The following is a 17,689-nucleotide window of genomic DNA, read 5'->3' on the forward strand; positions in this document are numbered from 1 at the left end:
GCACGAGGAGTAATTCCGTCTATGGCTCATTCAGCCGCCGCACCACAGCCCCTACCGCTCCCGGGAGTTTCAAAAATCATCGCCATCGGATCCGGCAAGGGCGGGGTAGGCAAAACCACTGTTGCCGTCAATCTCGCCATCGCGCTCTCCAAACTTGGCTTTCGTGTCGGCCTCATCGATGCCGACATCTATGGACCCAACGTCCCGCTAATGATGGGTTCCACGCAATCGCCGCGCGTTGGCGCCGATAATCAGATCCAGCCGAACGACACGCACGGCATCAAGACCATCTCCATCGGCTACATCTCGCCCGGCGACAAACCCCTGGTGATGCGCGGACCCATGCTGCACCAGATCATCCGCCAGTTCCTGCAGCAGGTGGAATGGGGACAACTCGACTACCTCATCGTAGATCTCCCTCCGGGCACCGGCGACGTCGTCATCTCTTTAGTGCAAACCGTCCCGCTTACCGGCGCCGTGGTAGTCTCCACTCCCAGCGACGTCAGCCTGCAGGACGCGCGCAAGGCTCTAGAGATGTTTGCCCAGGTCAACGTCGAAGTGCTCGGCATTGTCGAGAACATGAGCCACTTCACCTGCCCCCATTGCCACCAAGAAATCGACATCTTCTCCAAGGGCGGAGCGGAACGCACCGCAGCCCAATTCAAAATTCCGTTTCTCGGTTCAGTCGAGCTCATCCCGGCGATTCGCGAAGGTGGAGATCGCGGCCTGCCAGTCGCCCTCGCCGGTCCCAAAAGCCCCCAAGCCGCCGAGTTTTACGGAATTGCACAGAAACTCATCGAGCGCGCCGATGCCGCCGCGGCAGCGAGCAGCGACGTAATCGAAATCAGCTAGTTCGCAGCCGCGAAATTCACGGTTGAGCTAAGCGGTGTCATTCTGAGTGAACGGGACCCCGAACGTTTCAGGGGTCCCCAAAGAGCCTCGCTCTTTGGGGCAGGTTCGGGGTGGTGAACGAAGAATCTGCTTCTTCACTTCCAGCCAAATACAGACTCGAATCGGAGAAACAATTGACGCCCGATCTTCTCGTCCGTGCTGTGCAACAATCCGACTTCGACCAGTGGAAGCAGCTCTGGGATGGCTATAACGCCTTCTATGGTCGCAAAGATGCGACAGCGCTCCCGGAAGCGATTACCAGCAGCACATGGTCCCGCTTCTTCGATAGCTATGAACCCGTTCACGCATTAGTTGCCGAGCAGTCGGGACAAATTCTCGGTCTGGTTCACTACCTGTTCCATCGCACCACAATTTCGATTCAGCCCACCTGTTATCTGCAAGACCTGTTCACAGTGGAGTCAACGCGAGGCAAAGGCGTTGGCCGCGCGCTGATTCAGGAGGTCTATCGCATCGCGGCGGATGCGGGGTGCGCCCGTGTCTACTGGCTGACTCACGAAACCAACACCATTGCCATGAAGCTGTACGACAAAGTAGCAGAGAAGTCAGGCTTCGTCGTCTATCGCAAGGCTCTCTGAAATCAACAGTGACTTCGTAGGAGTCAGTGATGCGAGTTCTCGTTTCCTGGAGCAGCGGCAAGGATTGCGCATGGGCTCTTCACTTGCTAAAGCAGCGGCCCGACGTTGAAATTGCGGGTCTGCTCACCACCGTCAATGCGGAATTTGATCGCGTAGCCATGCATGGCACCCGCCGCGCCACCCTTGAAGCGCAGGCCGCAGCCGCAAATCTTCCACTCTGGAGCATCCCCTTACCCTGGCCTTGCTCAAATAAAGAATACGAGCAGCGCATGGCCGCAGCCTTAACCCGCGCCGTCGCAGAACGCATCGATGCCATCGCATTCGGCGATCTGTTTCTGCGCGACGTGCGAACCTACCGCGAGAACCAGCTTCGATCCACCGGCATTGTTCCGCTCTTTCCCCTCTGGGACATTCCCACTCCCGAACTGGCCCCCGCAATGATTGCGGGCGGATTGCGCGCCAAGCTGGTTTGTGTCGACTCCACTCGGCTCAACCCTGAGTTTGCGGGGCGTGATTTTGACGCTCACCTGCTAAGCGATCTTCCACCGACAGTCGACCCTTGCGGCGAACGCGGCGAGTTTCACTCCTGCGTCTACGATGGTCCAATATTCTCCAGCCCTATCGCGCTCGAAGCAGGCGAAATCGTCAATCGCGACGGGTTTATCTACGCCGACTTCGTGCCGGTCGACTCTCTAATCACCGACCCTCAGGGTGCAACGGCATCCTAAGTACCTGATCGATATCCGGGTTTGGTGCCTTTTACTCTGATCCAACCCCAATCTCCGGCGTAACACCCATCGGCTGAAAAGGCTCCTTTGTGCCCCCAACCTACTCCTTTTGTGCTAATTGTCCTGCGCCTCGACTGAGATACAGTTTGTCAAAACAGACCTCATCCCCTGTATTAGTCTGCCGCAGCAGTTCGTAGCTATCGAGTCGACTTATGAGAGATTCTTTCGGATCGCGCGTCGCCGAACCCGCAGCAATTCTGCCTGCATTTGCGGCTGTCCCGCGGGTAAGGACGTTACGGGTACCGCGGACCCTTTTCCTGACTCTCGCAACCATCGCGGCAGCGCTTGTGTGCGTCACGCATGCAGTCGTCGCAGGCTCAAACACCGTGCCTGCAGCGGGATTCGGCTATCTCTGTCTCTCTCTTATTATGCTGGGCTGCGCGTCGGCTTTCTGGACACGCGCTCGCTCGTCTGAAGGCACCCTGTACATCCGCTGGTCTTTCATCTCCGCTGCGGCGCTGTCGGCGGCAATCGGCTATCTTCCATCTTGCACTCAGGGCTTTCTGAACACGACACCTGCAAGGCAGTTTCAAACTGCATGCTTCAACTCCAGTGAAGCTCTTTACATGTTGGCAGCGGTACTTTTCTTTTCGGGTGTCACTCGATCAATCGTAATATTGGATATTCTGCAGGCGTTGATGTTCAGCGTACTGCGCTTCAATCTTGTCTACTCGCCTGTCACGCGCGATCACTTCAGTGCAAACCACCTCCTGATCGGCCAGCTAATGGCCCTCTTTCTGTTCGTGGTCGCAATTGTCGCTTGCCTGGGAGCGGCATCACGCGCCGAGCTCATGTTCCTCCGAACGCTCTCTTGTTTCCTTGCACTTCGTCTCATCTCGTTCTTTCTCGCAAACCAAGTTTCTTACGTCTGGCTTCGCTACGAGCACTGCAGCTTTGGGGACGTGCCCGGCGAGGCTCTTCTCGTGGGCTTCGCGCTTTACCTTCTCTACACCAGGCACACCGCAGAGAAAGAGGCGTCGCAGATCGCGTCTTTAAGATCACCCAGTGTGCTGGTGCGCAGTCTGATGCCATCATTCCTCACCGTCGTTAACCTCATACTGGGCGTCATTGTGCTTCGCATCTCTGTGCCGCTGGCCACCGCAACAATTTCGTTATCCCTCGTCGGCTACATGGCGCGCACTGTGTTGTTACAAGCTCAGGCAGTCCATGAGAAAGCTTTTCTGGAAAGCCGCAACCAGCAACTTGAAGGACTTGCGACTCGCGATCCTCTTACCGGAATTGGCAACCGCCGTTCGCTGGCGTCGGTCTACCGGCATCTCCAGGCCGCCGACGGCTGTGAGAATCTCTCGTTCCTGTTGATGGATATCGATTACTTCAAGCAGGCGAACGACCGCCATGGTCATCTGCACGGTGACAAAGTGCTCGTGGCGCTCGCGAAAAAACTTGAGAGCCTGGCGTCCAGCGTGCCCGGAAGTCACTGTGCACGCTTCGGTGGTGATGAATTTGCGTTGTTGCTGCTAAACGTCTCTCCCCAAAAGGCACTGATTCTCGCGGAAGAACTGCGCGCCCTGTTCAGTGCGCACGCGTTTGAAGCTGAAACCAGAAAGACAAGTCTCAGTATCGGCATCGCTTCATTGCAATCAGCGCACGATCTGCCGCTCGAATCGCTAATTTGCAGCGCCGATGAGGCTCTTTACCGTGCCAAGTCGATGGGGCGTAATCGCGTCGAAGTTCAGCCTGTCTGCGAGCCCGAATTTGCCGCCGATCATTCCACTGCGTCGGCACTTCGTATAAAGTTGCAGCACGCCACGCGCTAAGGAAAAAGGCGAGGCCGAAGCCTCGCCCTTCGTTGCAAATCAGGTTCAACTTAGCGCCAGTGTCCCTCGACCAGAACCCAGCCGCCATGCCGGTGTACCCAATGATGCCCAACCCACACCGCGTGTGGATGAGGCGGACGATCCCAGCGCCCGGGAACCCATACATAGCGCTCGCCATCCCAACGGTGATAGCCGCCAATCCACACATAGCCACGCTCCGGGGGCGGAGGACGCCGTTCAACGATCGGTGCCGGTGGCCCTACCCTTACGTAAACCTGCGCAATCGAAGCCACAGGAAGCAAAGTGAAGGCAAGCAAAGCTGCCAATGCAATCTTCTTCACGAGTCAACTCCTTCAGCAGTAAGAATTGCCGGACCTCCACAGCCCTTCCGGCTCGTTGATCATTACAACATGGGTTTTGCAATATAGTTGCGCACCGAAAGTAACGTCGTGAACACCGAATATTTCTGATCAATACAACCTGAACCCGAAAATTTCGTCGCGACAAATGATGCCCCTTCAGCATCGATCACGTAATGACTGAATCCGCTACAAATGATTCAAATGAAACGCCCTCACCATGTCACCAGTGAGGGCGTTTGTCTTTCGAACAAATAATCGGAGAATCTATGCCGTAACTTCAACCTCGGAACTCAAAGCTTCAATAGCTCGCAGACAATCCTCTCGGCTCACATCATGATGCGTCACCATCCTGATCGCATTCGGCCCGACGGTACTCATCAATACGCCACGGCGCTTAAGCCGCGCCGTCAAGTCTGCCGCGTTCACGCTTCCCGTAAGCTTGAAAATCACGATGTTCGTCTCCACCGATTCGATATCGATATCAACGCAGTCAAACTGCGATAAGGCTTCCGCTAAAAGCCGGGCATTCGCGTGATCCTCATGCAGCCGCTTCGGCATCTGCTCCAAAGCGATAAGACCAGCCGCAGCCAGGATGCCTACCTGCCGCATCCCCCCACCGAGCGCCTTGCGATAGATTCTTGCCTGGTCCATCAGTTCAGCTGACCCCACCAGCATCGATCCCACTGGCGCACACAGGCCCTTCGACAAGCAGAACATGATCGTATCGAACCCGCGCGTCAGTGTCTTAACATCCACGCCAAGCGCTGTCGATGCGTTGAAGATGCGCGCGCCATCGAGGTGCACCGGCAATTTGCGTTCTTTCGCGTGTGTCCAGATCTCTTCCATCACTGCCAGCGGCGTGCATTTGCCGCCCGTCAGATTAGCTGTGTTTTCGATCTCAATCAGCCCGGTGGCTGCGCGAAATGCACCGCGCTTGTAGATCACCGGTTCGATATCCGCCCACTTAAGCCAGCCCCGCTCCGTAGGAACGGCTCTTACCAGGCATCCGGAAAAAACTGCGGTGGTCGCCATCTCCCAATCCAGAATGTGGGAGCGCGATTCGCAAATCACTTCCTGTCCAGGCTGCGTCAGCAGTCGAATCGCAATCTGATTCCCCATCGTGCCGGTCGGGACAAACAACGCCGCTTCACGACCGAATGCTTCGGCAGCCCGCTTTTCAAGAAGGTTGACGGTGGGATCTTCGCCATACACGTCGTCACCCACTTCAGCCGCCGCCATCGCTGCCCGCATCTCCGGTGTGGGCCGTGTCACCGTATCCGATCGCAGATCAATCAACTCAGACATTCGTCAGTTCTCAGCTTTCAGTCGTCAACTACCAGTTCGGTCCCTAGTCCCTACTTCTAAGGTATCTGCGCCATCGGCATTTCCATCACCGGCGTCACCTTGCCGTTGATCGAAGCATAGGCCCACATTCCGTGAAAGTTCTCGCGCAATCCGGGTTGGGCTTTCAGCAGCGCGCCCAGAACCGCAATTGCCTCGGTCCGTGCCACCGCGGGATCGGTCGATCCCGTCGATTCATAGGTGACGCCAAGGTCAGGTTCATGCAGAGAAGCGTCCAGACGCACACCATTGATCTTCCAGGTGCGGTCGCCGCTCTTCACCGAATACGGAAATGTATCTTCTCCGGGGCCACCCTTGATCTGCGACTGTTCCTGGACCAGCTTGTCGAGATTGGGCGAGGAGAGAAAATCCACGGGAAGTTCCAGGTAGCGCGCGGCCTCGTAGCAAAACCACGCGGACCATGGAAGATTGCTGTGCGCCAGTTCTCTTGCCCGCGTCCAGTACCAGACTGCGTCATGGCCGCCAAAGTTCCCTTGCCTTGAAGAGAATCCGCCCAGTTTCCAGCCAGAAGCCCCAGCCGAATCCCACGCCAGCACGAATCCCATCTGCCCCGCCAGGACTGCTCCGGCCGCATCAGAAAGAATTAGGGCATATTCCCCCGGCGGCAACGCATGCATGTTGATCGTCACCGTAGAAGATCCATTCGCGTTGGAACAGAAGAACTGGGTATCAGAAGGCGCCGAAAGCGTACTGGCGTCAAGCAGATAGACATTGCGCAACTGCGCTTTGCCACCTTTCACAAGGGGACCTGCCTGCTCAATCGCTCCGCGAATTCCGTCCCACTGTCCTGACAGGGCAGGCAGCAGCACGGTCTGAAGCGCACTGGTGTCCTGCCGTATCACCGCGTCGGAGAGTTGCTCTCCCATCGACACCAGGGTGCTACGGTCTTGCGGTGTTAACTCGGCCTGTGTTGTACAACTTGCGGCAAACCCCGCCGCCGGCGCCGCCATCAACAAAGCGGCAATCAATTTCCTCGAGCAGAGGCGCATCACTTGCGTATCCTCTCTTCCGCACAGCGCCTTCGTCACTTGGGAGCTGCCGGTATCGCTATACGGTTATCCGCTGTACAAGCTTTTCCAGAGCTTTCATGAGCCCATTTGCACTCGAAAAAACTCGCTTCGAAAACGCTATGAGCGTTCTGCGGCCACTGATAGTCTAATTGAGTGGGGTGGCTCGTCTCCGGCCCTGCCGGGCGTGCACATTCCCGGAAACTGACTGCCATGCGAATACTCGCCACGCCGCAATCGCGCCCCTCCTCCCATTCCCTGATCTCCTATTCCCTAACGCAATGTGGGATGCTCACTAGCGCTGTGCTGGTCGCTCTGCTTGTCAGCGTCGGCTCAATTGCAGCGCAATCGCCATCTCAGCCAGCGGCCACAGCCTCAAAGCCCCACAAGGCTCGCGCCCACCAGGCAGCCAAAAAATCGCAGGTCCCCGCTCCGGTAGCCCAGACCCCCCCTCCCCCCCCCATGCCCGACTGGCCTGTCAACGACAAACCCAGTCCAGCATCGGTGGTATGGGATTCGACTGGTCTTCGCATCAATGCATCCAACTCCAGTCTTCAACAGATCCTGAATGAGGTCTCCACGGACACTGGAACAAAAGTTGAAGGTTTAGGCGCCGATCAGCGTGTGTATGGAAGCTATGGTCCAGGACAGGCTCGTGACGTCCTCGCACAACTCCTCCAAGGTTCCGGGTATAACGTCCTGCTCGCCGGAGATCTAGGTCAGGGAGCGCCGCGCGAAATGGTATTGAGTCCTCGGCGGAGCGGCGGCCCCGCAAACGCGCCCGGCGTCGACAATCGTCAGCAGCAGGACCCCGACGAAGATATTCCGGACCAGCCGCAGCCTGAAGAACAACCCCAGCCTCCTCCTCCTGTTCAGGTTCCTCAAGCGCAAGGTGGCACTCGACCAGGGTTCGGTCCGAACGGTCCCATCCGCACTCCGCAGCAGGTAATGGAGGAAATGCAGCAGCGCCAGATCCTGATGCAGCAGCAGCAACAGCAGCAACAACAAAATCCGCAGGATTAGCTGCTGTCCCCTTTCGCAAAGTTGTGTTCGAGGATCGAATCGGGGCGCGCGACGAGGCGCCTCCAACCTCAGCGTTGAAATGAGTGCATTACGCGGATGTTTTGAGTTTATTCAGGTGCGAGTTGTGTACCCACTTTGAGGGTGACACGGGCGCTGCGGGGACGCATCAGCGCAAAACCGATCCGAAAAAGACCATAAGCGGTAAGAACGCCAAAGGCCATCGATCCTACTGCGGCGCAAAACAACATCACCAGATTGAAAACGTCTGCCATCTCTTCAGACCCCCGTCGAAAATTGCTGGGGAAAAGTTCCTCGTTGGTTTAGTGCTGTCTGGCCCAGCTAACCTCGCCGAATGCCACAGCTTTGTCTCAAGGATTGTCTCAGAGATTCTGTCGCGTTGACCCTTGTTTCTATTGGCAAATAGAATACCCCCAGTACGTCCGTAATCCCGTGAGCGGCTTCGTAACGAAAGTTCACACGGGATCCCCGACAACAGTGTCATGTTGTTGGGGTGTCTTCACCGTACCCGCCAACTTCACGATCACCTGACGAATGACCATCACTCACATTTCGGTGCGAGGCGCGCGCCAGCATAATCTGCGCGACATCAACGTGCGAATTCCTCGTAACACGCTCACCGTAGTCACCGGTCTCTCCGGATCCGGCAAAAGCTCGCTCGCGTTCGACACCATCTATGCGGAAGGTCAGCGCCGCTATGTCGAAACTCTCTCCGCTTACGCGCGGCAATTCCTCGACCAGATCGAGCGCCCCGACGTTGACTCTATTGAGGGTCTCTCCCCCGCAATCTCCATCGAGCAGAAGACCACCAGCCGCAGTCCTCGCTCCACCGTCGGCACCATCACCGAAATCTACGACTACCTGCGCCTTCTCTATGCCTCGGTCGGCACCCCTCACTGCCCTAACTGCGGTCGCCCCATTACTCGCCAGACCGCGGAGCAGATCGTTCAGCGCATCCTGCAGCTTGGCAATGGAGAGCGCGTCACGGTGATGGCGCCCGTTGTCAGAGGTCGCAAGGGCGAGTTTAAGGACTTACTGGATCAGCTTGACCAGCAAGGCTTTCGCGCTCGCGTCGACGGAGAGATGGTTGACCTTTCCGAGCCTCCCGCACTCGACAAGCGCAAAAACCACGCCATCGAAGCCATCGTCGACCGCATTCTATTGAAACCTGCGATATACGAGAATGAGAGCGCCCTATCCCTGGCGCAGCCAAGGGTGGGAAAACAGGAACCGCATCCAGGCAAACCCTCCGTCGAAAAGCGACTTGAAACCGCCGTTACCAAAGCTCTTCAACTCGCGAACGGCCTCGTCCTGATCGGATTTGCCAGCGGCGAAGAGCAAGTCTTTTCCTCCTCGATGGCCTGCCCAGACTGCGGTCTCGACGTACCCAAACTTGAGCCGCGCAGCTTCAGCTTCAACTCCACCTTCGGTGCCTGCCCGGAGTGTCACGGCCTCGGCTCCCTTTACGATCTCGACCCGGCAAAAGTCATCACAGACTGGTCCAAGCCGCTGCTCGATGGTGGCCTGGGTCCCGGCTCCGCCTCGCAGTATCTGCTCCGACTCATCAATTTAGCCGCAGAACGCTACAGCATCGACCTCAAGAAACCCTTTGAAGACCTGCCGCCCAAGCAGCAGCACATCCTTGTCTACGGACCGCCCAAAGGCGAAGCTCCGCGCACCGGCTTCCACGGCATTCTCAGCTATCTGCGCGACACTATAGACGAAGCACGCAGCGACGGCTACCGCGAGTACATGATGAACTTCATGTCCGCCACGCCCTGCCCCGCCTGTCGAGGAAAGCGTCTGCGCCCGGAGTCTCTGGCGGTCAAAATCAATGGCCTCTCCATCGCCGACTTCACATCTCTTCCGCTCAACCGCGCACTTTCCGCCGCCTACGAATTCAACTTCACGGCGCGCGAAGCTCTCGTCGCCGACCGCATTCGCCGCGAAGTCATCGAGCGTCTAGAATTTCTCTGCGCAGTCGGACTGAACTACCTCTCCCTAAATCGCAATGCCGCGACACTTTCTGGCGGTGAAGGCCAGCGCATCCGCCTCGCCACGCAGATCGGCTCGCGCCTCCGTGGCGTCCTCTACGTTTTAGACGAACCCTCCATCGGCCTACACCAACGCGACAACACGCGCCTCATCGAGGCTCTCGTCCGCCTGCGCGATCTCGGCAACACCGTTCTCGTTGTCGAACATGACGAAGACACAATCCGGCACGCCGACTATGTACTGGACCTCGGACCCGGCGCGGGACGTCTCGGCGGTCACGTCGTCGCGCAAGGCACACCTGCCGACATCATGGCCTGCCCCGAATCGCTCACCGGGCGCTATCTCTCCGGCGCCAGCGGTATTCTTCATCGTGCCGACCCGCGACCGCTGACTGGCAAATGGATCACTGTCCACGGCGCACGCGAACACAACCTGCAGGACCTCACCATCCGCGTCCCTCTCGGCGTCATGACTGTCGTCACAGGTGTCAGCGGCAGCGGAAAAAGCACCCTCATCAACGACATCCTTTACCGCTCCCTCGCTAAGACTCTCTACGGCTCACGCGAAGAGCCCGGTGTTCACGAATCGCTCGAAGGCGCTGATCAGATCGACAAAGTCATTCGCATCGATCAGGCCCCGATCGGTCGCACTCCGCGTTCCAACCCCGCGACCTACACGCAAGTCTTTTCGCCCATCCGCGATCTTTTTGCGATGCTCCCCGAGGCGCGCGAACGCGGATACAAGCCGGGCCGGTTCAGCTTCAACGTAGCCGGCGGCCGCTGCGAAGCTTGCCAGGGCGACGGCCAGCGCCGCATCGAAATGAACTTCATGCCCGACGTCTACGTACAATGCGAAGTGTGCAACGGGCGCCGCTACAACCAGGAAACTCTCGCGGTAAAATTCCACGGCCACTCTATAGCCGACATTCTCGATCTCACCATCGAAGACGCTCTGCCCGTTCTCGCAGATGTTCCGCAGGTCCGCCAGAAGCTTCAGACCCTTGTCGATGTAGGTCTCGGCTACGTTCATCTAGGCCAGAGCGCCACCACTCTCTCCGGCGGCGAGGCCCAGCGCATGAAACTCGCGCGTGAACTCTCGAAACGTCAGACCGGCCGTACGCTTTATCTTCTCGACGAGCCAACTACCGGCCTGCACTTCGACGACGTCCGCAAACTCCTCGAAGTCCTGCACCGTCTTACCGACCTGGGGAATTCCATCATCATCATCGAGCACAACCTCGACGTCATCCGCAATGCTGACTGGATCCTCGACTTGGGCCCCGAAGGCGGCGAAGACGGAGGCCGCATCGTAGGCGAAGGGCGTCCCGCCAAAATTGCCAAAACCCCCGGCTCGTACACCGGTGAGTTCCTCGCGCGCTACTATGCCTCGCACAACGGAAAACTCATTGAGATTCCAGCCGACGAGGTCTCTCCAGATAAGCCATCCGCCAACGGTTCATTGCCACCAAATGCTCTTCGTCCTGAGCGACCGCAGGGAGTCGAAGCACCTGCTGTTGCTCTTGCAAAGCCCGCTCGCACCAAACCATCGAAGCCAGCCCAAAAATCCAAGGTGAAGAAGCCGGTGCGCACATGAGCACATTTCCCGAGCCGCTTCCCGGCGCACCTGAAGAATCACCCTCCTCCTTACAGGAAGATTCAGATTCCAGCGATCCCCTTTCGCCCGCTAACACCTCCGCGCCACCCGCAGAATGGACCGGCACGCCTGAAGGCATAACTCCTGAGTCGACTGGCTCGTTAGCTGACATAGGCGCGGCGCTACCACCGGCCGATGAGACTGCGCACCAACCCATCTTCGCCCATTACGCTGCTCCGCCAGCACCAAGCGAAGAGCGTATCCCACACGTTGGCCACGTTGCTCTGCTCGGCCTCCTCGTCGTCTTCGGATTGATTGGCACCTTCATGCTGGTACCGCTCGCCTTGCATTTCCACCTTTTCGGAATCTCGGCAATCTCGCAGGCCGCCACCGATTACCGCTACGCGCTCGGCAGCCAGGCTATCCAATACTTCATTACATTCGCGGGGAGCCTCATCGTGTTCCCGCTCATCTGGCGCAAACCCTTCTTCGAAGGAATTCACTGGCACGCCGACACCGCGCGGCAGCGCATGGGACGACTCGTCAGTGTTGCCGTGCTTTGCTTCTTCGTGGCTATCGTCAACGGCATGCTCATGCCCGGTCCCACCAACGCGCCTATCGATCAGCTCTTCCACGCTCCCGGCGCAGCCTGGGTTCTCTTTTTGTTTGGTGTCACCGTCGCTCCATTTTTTGAAGAAATGGCCTTCCGCGGATTTCTTCTTCCATCACTCTCCACCGCATACGACTGGACGGTGAAGCAATTAACCGGCGTACCCCGCCGCCCGCTCGACGAATTCGATAATCCGCAGTGGTCCCTCCCCGCAATGATCGTCGCCTCCCTTGTCACCAGCGTTCCTTTCGCGCTGATGCACGGTGCCCAAACCAGCTGGTCCCTCGGACCGTTCCTGCTTCTCATCTTTGTTAGCCTGATGCTCTGCTGGGTCCGCTTGAACACACGTTCCCTCGCCGCCAGCACCGTAGTCCACGCCACCTACAACTTCATGCTCTTTTCGTTTATGCTTCTGGGCACCGGCGGCTTCAAACACCTCGACAAGATGTGAGAAGCAGCTGCTAGCGGTTAGCTCCTAGCCTCGAGCTTGCACATTCAACTTTGCCCAGAAGCGCCGTTCAAACGACGTCGACGGGGGCCGAAATTGCTTTTCAAGCAAGAGAAGTAGCTAGCAGCTTGTGGCTAGTAGCTGGAAGCTATAACTCGCTACAATTCCCTTGATGCCCACTCACGCCGAACAACTTCTCTCGCTTCTCGCCCGCACCAGTTTCAAACTCGGTCAGTTCAAGCTTTCCTCCGGCTGCACCAGCGACTACTACATCGACTGCCGCACCACGACGCTTCATGCGGAAGGCGGCCGCCTCACTGGCGAAGCAATCCTAGATCTGTTGAATGAAAACCGAATTCAGGCTGAAGCCGTAGGCGGACTGACCATGGGAGCCGACCCCATCGTCTCCAACGTGGCTACTGCCAGCGCCTGGCGCGCGCAACATCATGCCGGCTCGCCACTCATACAAGGCTTCCTCGTGCGTAAGGCAGAAAAAGCTCACGGCACCGGACGCCGCATCGAAGGCTTCTGTCGCGCAGGAGCCAGCGTCATCATCGTGGACGACGTCTGCACCACCGGCGCCTCCACCATCAATGCCATTGAAGCCGCGCGCGACGCCGGAATGACCGTCGCGGCTGTCGTGTGCATTGTCGAACGCCAGGAAGCCGACGGACGGCCCGCCGTTGAAGCTGCGGCGAAAGACGCGCCGTTCCTCAGCCTCTTCACTGCTGTCCAGGTTCGCGCTGAGCACGTGCGGCAATTACAAATCGCCGGCTAACACTGTACAAAACGACCCCAAAAGAAATCAGGCCACCCGGGCGTTTACCCTGGATGGCCTGCAAATCTTCCGGCCTAATTTAATTTAGAAACTAATCTAGAAATATTGGCTCGCGCTTTAATTTCTTTTACGGCTTTCGCCTTTACGCGTTCTCTTCGGCTTTCGCCTTTAATCTTCCTAATCTAAAAATCTTCTTCGAACTTTAGTTGCTGCTGGGAGGCGGCGGCGCGGTCTGCGATGTAGCCGGTGCCTGTCCGTTGCTCATGTTGCTCAGCAGCTGCACTTCCACGCGGCGATTCTGTTTGCGTCCGTCCGCCGTCGTGTTGGGTGCAACTTCCTTATCCTTGCCGATGCCGATCAGGTAGAAGCGGTGTGCCGCTACTCCGTACTTCGACGCCAAGTACTGCACCACCGCATCAGCGCGGCGCTGGCTGAGGTCATAGTTGTAAGCAGCCGAACCGGTCGAGTCTGTTCCGCCGGTCACTTCAAGGATGTAGCTCTTGGCGGAGCCGAGTTGCGCAGCAAAAGTATCGAGCTGCTCCTTGTCGTCCTTCGTCAACATAGCTTTGTCGAACCCGAACGTCACAGTGACATTCGCCATCGACTTGTAGTTATCCAAGCCTTTTACAACTGAATCGAGGGAATCTGCGCGATGAACCGCATCGTTCGCTGCGACATCCGCATCGCCTGCAGCCTTGGTGGCGTTCTGCGCGTTCTGAGCCGCGGTATCAGCGGCACTCTGCGCCTGCTTGATGCCTGAGGTTGCGCGATCATCCACGTCATGAAGTGCGCGGTTGTTGTCGGCGGTTTTCTGTTCCAGCGTGTTGGTGTGATCAATGATTGGCGCGGTCTGGGTTTTCACATAATTTTTGGTTGCGCAACCGGTTACGCCCAGAATTCCTACGGCAGCTGCAATCAACAATCCATTTGAATTTTTCATTGTCTCCCCATTCTTTACCGCCTCGATTTGCCTGACCCATTCCAGGACCACCATCAGGCGGGCGGTGACATTTCGTGTCGCCCTTACTATTGCATTCCAGCCGCCAAACCCAAATAAAATCGAAAGTTATTCTAAATAAAGGTCTTAAATATGCCCCACCTCTAATCTCCTAATTCGGCGGTCTATGTATTTTTTACCGAGTGCTGTAAGCTTTGCCATTTCAGCGCAGTCATAGTTCGTCTTCGCATAACCGCTATCCTATAGATTGGGCCTGCTCGACAGACCTGCCACATACATGGACCTCATCGAGAAAATACGGCTCCTCCCTACCCAACCGGGCGTGTATCTCTACAAAAACGCCGATGGGGAGGTTATCTATGTCGGTAAGGCCAAGAACCTGCGTTCACGCGTCCGTTCCTATCTCCTGGAGGCTTCTCAGGCCAATGCCAAGACCGGCTCCCTCATGCGCGAGGCCGTCGACATTGATTACATCCTTGTGGCCAACGAGCATGAGGCCCTGGCACTTGAAAACAACCTCATCAAGCAGCGCAAGCCGCGCTTCAATATCCTGCTCCGCGACGACAAGACCTATCCGTACGTCAAACTCACGCTCGCCGACCGCTACCCCAAGGTGTTTGTCACCCGGCGCCTTCGCAAGGACGGCTCAGCCTACTACGGTCCCTATTTCCCAGGAAACCTTGCTTACCGCGTCGTGGAATTGATCCATCGCAGCTTCCTTCTCCCCAGTTGCAAAGTCGATCTTTCGCGCTACCACGCGCGCGCATGCCTGCAGTACTACATTCACCGCTGCCTCGGCCCCTGCGTCGAAGACCTCACTTCTCCCGAGCTATATAAGCAAGCCGTTCGGGACGCACAGCTTTTTCTAGAAGGCCGCCAATCTGAGTTAGAACGTTCCCTCACTGCACGCATGAACGCCGCCGCCGAAGCCGAGCAATTCGAAGCCGCCGCGCGTCTGCGTGACCAACTTTCTACAGTTCACCAGTTGCAGGAAAAGCAGCGCATCGCCACCGCCGAACAAAGCGACGACTCCGACGTCTTCGGCTATCACTTCGAAGATGGAAGCCTCGCAGTCAACCTCTTCCACATCCGCAACGGCAAAATCGTAGACCGCCGCGAATTCTTCTGGGAAGAACTTCCCGACCTTCTCGAAGCACCCGCCGCCGAAGTCGAAGCAGGCGCGAACGATGCGGTGGGTGCCCCAGGTCCGGGGTCGCAAACCCGGGAGTCCTCAACTGGCAATGTCCCGTTCAATGCCGGACAGCTCTTCTCCGCCCTCCTCAAGCAGCTCTATATCGATCAGCACTACGTTCCCCGCTCCATCCTTGTCCCTGTAGATTTCGACGATCGCGAAGCCCTCGCCACGCTCCTCACCGAACGCACCGGCCACCGCATCGAAGTCGCCGTCCCGCAGCGCGGCGAGAAGCGTTCCCTTGTCGACCTTGCCGGGCAAAATGCAAAACAGTCCTACATCCAGCGCTTCCGTGTTCTCGAACCCTCGCGGAAAGCCATCCAGGAATCTCTCGCCGACTCCCTTATGCTGCCCGAACTCCCAACTCGCATCGAGTGCTTCGACATCTCCCACATCCAGGGAGCTGAAACCGTCGCGTCCCTGGTCGTGTGGGAAGACGGCAAGATGAACAAGTCGCAATACCGCAAGTTCAAAGTGATGACCGTGCTTGGCGTCGACGATTTCGCATCGATGCGCGAAGTCGTCACCCGCCGCTACCGCCGTCTCAAGGAAGAAGACAAGCCGATGCCCTCGCTCATCCTCATCGATGGCGGCCTCGGCCAGCTTCACGCGGCGGCAGACGCTCTCGAATCTCTCGGGTTCACGTCGCAGCCACTCGCATCCATCGCAAAGAAGGAAGAAGTAATTTATCTCTACGGAAACGAAGACGAGCCAATCGTCCTCGATCGTCATTCGCCGGTGTTGCACCTTGTGCAGATGATCCGCGATGAGAGCCATCGCTTCGCCGTCGGCTATCATCGCCAGCGCCGTGCCATGCGCGACCGCGATTCAGAGTTGCTGAATATCCCCGGCGTCGGCCAGCAGACCCGACAGCGCCTGCTCACCCACTTCGGCAGCTTGCGCGACGTGCAACAGGCCACCGCCGACTCCCTCGCCGCAGTAGTTTCCCGAAAGACCGCAGAATCCATCTGGCGCCACTTCCACGAATCCCCGCAGACGACGCAGCCACACCCCTGAACAACGAACAACCGTCCTATTCGACATCGCATCCCACTCGGTGTTGATCGAGGTGAACGGCTATGATCCGCTCGAGTCTTCTGCTTTCCTCCACCCTACTTGTTACTGCTCTTGCGTGCCCAGGTTGCGGTCACAATGATCATCCCGACGACAAGATGGCCGTGTACAGCGCACTCGATCAGAATTATCTGCGCAGCATCACTGTCTCTCAGGATCGGCAGGCCGGCACCATCACTCTCAGCGGCATTGTGGGCAGTCCAGATCGCGTGCAAAAAGCAGAACAAATTGCGCAGCAGGCTGCACCCGGTTACTCCATCGTCAATCACATTCAGGTGGAAAATGCAGGCCTTCAGAATGAGATGAAATCAGCTCAGCAAAATGCGATCCTTGACTCCGCAATCGAGGATCGCTATAAAGCCACTCTCGCCGCGCATCAATCGCTGCAAAACATCCAATATTCGGCCTTCAACGGTACCCTTACTTTGAAAGGTTCAGTGAAGTCTTACCAGGATCGACAGGAAGCCGAGAATCTTGCGAAACAAGTGCCCCGGGTTCAACATGTTGTGAATGAGATTCAGATCACGACAGGCAAACCGTCGTCCACCACCTCTTGAGAGGCGGAGGAGATCTCAGGTGGATTGCGTAGACAGAATCGATTTCGCTACCGCGCTCCCACAATTCCGTGATCGCCAATCGCAAACTTCTCGCAGCACACCGGGCACTCGTGCACCTTCCCATCGTCCACGCTGATCATCCGCGTGCCGCACGCTGGGCATTTTCCCTTACGCTCTGTCATCCCCATTACTGGACCTAATAACGGCGCGATGACGCCAAGCACAATCATCGGCACCCCCAGAAAGATTCCCCACCCCAGAAGGCAGAGCAAGACGCCCGGAAAGATCAGGATTGGCGCTGCAACCAGCCCGAAATACAAACCGCCGAATGCGCCGCGCGCGGGATGATGCTGATGGTCGCGCTGATGTACCTCATGCGCAATCGATGTGCCGCACTCAGGACAAAATGTCCACGACGCTGCGAGATGGGATCCGCACTTTGAACAATTTGTGTTCATAGGCCAACCGCTCCCTCACGGTTCACGCAGCCGACACGCAGCGAAATTGCGATCCACCCGCGGTCGCCCGCAGCCCAAAACGTTACCCCCGTCGCAACATCATTGCCCGTGACCCGCATCACGCTTCGCGAAGGCCTTTCAAGCATTCTGGATAGCGGAGCCGAAGGCAGCTGGCCCCACCGCAGGTGGCAGTCAGCTCGA

At 57.5% G+C, this 17,689-nt stretch carries 16 protein-coding genes; 10 read left to right on the plus strand and 6 right to left on the minus strand.

Translation table 11 applies throughout. The features are described 5' to 3' along the window. The first annotated feature begins 21 nt into the window (after positions 1–21). The 4 genes from P8935_RS18285 to P8935_RS18300 all read left to right on the plus strand — a co-directional run bounded on the left by P8935_RS18285 (position 22) and on the right by P8935_RS18300 (position 4,053). On the plus strand, positions 22–852 hold the full coding sequence (locus P8935_RS18285) for an Mrp/NBP35 family ATP-binding protein (RefSeq protein WP_348261739.1): 831 nt from the start codon (positions 22–24) through the stop codon (positions 850–852). A gap of 173 nt (positions 853–1,025) precedes the next feature. Then, positions 1,026–1,487, plus strand: a complete 462-nt coding sequence (locus tag P8935_RS18290; protein WP_348261740.1) for a GNAT family N-acetyltransferase — start codon at positions 1,026–1,028, stop codon at positions 1,485–1,487. A gap of 29 nt (positions 1,488–1,516) precedes the next feature. Beyond that, complete coding sequence (locus tag P8935_RS18295; RefSeq protein WP_348261741.1) at positions 1,517–2,215, plus strand: ATP-binding protein; 699 nt, start codon at positions 1,517–1,519, stop codon at positions 2,213–2,215. 212 nt (positions 2,216–2,427) lie between these two features. Continuing rightward, the gene (locus P8935_RS18300) at positions 2,428–4,053 is read left to right on the plus strand and encodes a GGDEF domain-containing protein (protein WP_348261742.1); all 1,626 of its coding nucleotides are present in this window, start codon (positions 2,428–2,430) and stop codon (positions 4,051–4,053) included. 50 nt (positions 4,054–4,103) lie between these two features. Here P8935_RS18300 and P8935_RS18305 read toward each other — a convergent pair whose 3' ends face one another. The 3 genes from P8935_RS18305 to P8935_RS18315 form a co-directional block, all read right to left on the minus strand. Continuing rightward, complete coding sequence (locus P8935_RS18305) at positions 4,104–4,394, minus strand: hypothetical protein (RefSeq protein ID WP_348261743.1); 291 nt, start codon at positions 4,392–4,394, stop codon at positions 4,104–4,106. 285 nt (positions 4,395–4,679) lie between these two features. Continuing rightward, a complete protein-coding gene (locus P8935_RS18310) occupies positions 4,680–5,720 on the minus strand; it encodes a GntG family PLP-dependent aldolase (RefSeq protein WP_348261744.1) in 1,041 nt (346 codons plus the stop codon). A 56-nt stretch (positions 5,721–5,776) separates the two neighbouring features. Further along, complete coding sequence (locus P8935_RS18315) at positions 5,777–6,766, minus strand: hypothetical protein (protein WP_348261745.1); 990 nt, start codon at positions 6,764–6,766, stop codon at positions 5,777–5,779. A 306-nt stretch (positions 6,767–7,072) separates the two neighbouring features. Here P8935_RS18315 and P8935_RS18320 point away from each other — a divergent pair, with 306 nt between their 5' ends. Further along, the gene (locus P8935_RS18320) at positions 7,073–7,807 is read left to right on the plus strand and encodes a hypothetical protein (RefSeq protein WP_348261746.1); all 735 of its coding nucleotides are present in this window, start codon (positions 7,073–7,075) and stop codon (positions 7,805–7,807) included. A gap of 107 nt (positions 7,808–7,914) precedes the next feature. Here P8935_RS18320 and P8935_RS18325 read toward each other — a convergent pair whose 3' ends face one another. Continuing rightward, a complete protein-coding gene (locus tag P8935_RS18325; RefSeq protein WP_348261747.1) occupies positions 7,915–8,079 on the minus strand; it encodes a hypothetical protein in 165 nt (54 codons plus the stop codon). 280 nt (positions 8,080–8,359) lie between these two features. Here P8935_RS18325 and uvrA point away from each other — a divergent pair, with 280 nt between their 5' ends. The 3 genes from uvrA to pyrE all read left to right on the plus strand — a co-directional run bounded on the left by uvrA (position 8,360) and on the right by pyrE (position 13,249). Beyond that, positions 8,360–11,413: an excinuclease ABC subunit UvrA gene (gene uvrA / locus P8935_RS18330; RefSeq protein WP_348261748.1), complete on the plus strand. Its 3,054-nt coding sequence runs from the start codon at positions 8,360–8,362 to the stop codon at positions 11,411–11,413. Then, the gene (locus P8935_RS18335; protein ID WP_348261749.1) at positions 11,410–12,474 is read left to right on the plus strand and encodes a CPBP family intramembrane glutamic endopeptidase; all 1,065 of its coding nucleotides are present in this window, start codon (positions 11,410–11,412) and stop codon (positions 12,472–12,474) included. The genes uvrA and P8935_RS18335 overlap by 4 nt, the downstream gene beginning before the upstream one ends. A 169-nt stretch (positions 12,475–12,643) precedes the next feature. Further along, on the plus strand, positions 12,644–13,249 hold the full coding sequence (gene pyrE, locus P8935_RS18340; protein ID WP_348261750.1) for an orotate phosphoribosyltransferase: 606 nt from the start codon (positions 12,644–12,646) through the stop codon (positions 13,247–13,249). A 202-nt stretch (positions 13,250–13,451) separates the two neighbouring features. Here pyrE and P8935_RS18345 read toward each other — a convergent pair whose 3' ends face one another. Next, a complete protein-coding gene (locus tag P8935_RS18345) occupies positions 13,452–14,189 on the minus strand; it encodes an OmpA family protein (protein WP_348261751.1) in 738 nt (245 codons plus the stop codon). A gap of 295 nt (positions 14,190–14,484) precedes the next feature. On the opposite strand from P8935_RS18345, the gene uvrC reads away from it, so the two are divergent. Together uvrC and P8935_RS18355 are read left to right on the plus strand one after the other, a co-directional pair. Next, positions 14,485–16,416 carry an excinuclease ABC subunit UvrC gene (gene uvrC / locus P8935_RS18350; protein ID WP_348261752.1) on the plus strand — a complete coding sequence of 644 codons (1,932 nt, stop codon included), beginning with the start codon at positions 14,485–14,487 and terminating at the stop codon, positions 16,414–16,416. 62 nt (positions 16,417–16,478) lie between these two features. Next, a complete protein-coding gene (locus P8935_RS18355; RefSeq protein ID WP_348261753.1) occupies positions 16,479–17,030 on the plus strand; it encodes a BON domain-containing protein in 552 nt (183 codons plus the stop codon). Between the two features lie 47 nt (positions 17,031–17,077). Here the strand turns inward: P8935_RS18355 and P8935_RS18360 are convergent, their stop codons facing one another. Continuing rightward, entirely contained in the window at positions 17,078–17,488 is a 411-nt protein-coding gene (locus P8935_RS18360) for a zinc ribbon domain-containing protein (RefSeq protein ID WP_348261754.1), read from the minus strand. Positions 17,489–17,689 lie beyond the last annotated feature (201 nt).

This window comes from Telmatobacter sp. DSM 110680, assembly GCF_039994875.1.
Lineage (GTDB): Bacteria > Acidobacteriota > Terriglobia > Terriglobales > Acidobacteriaceae > Telmatobacter.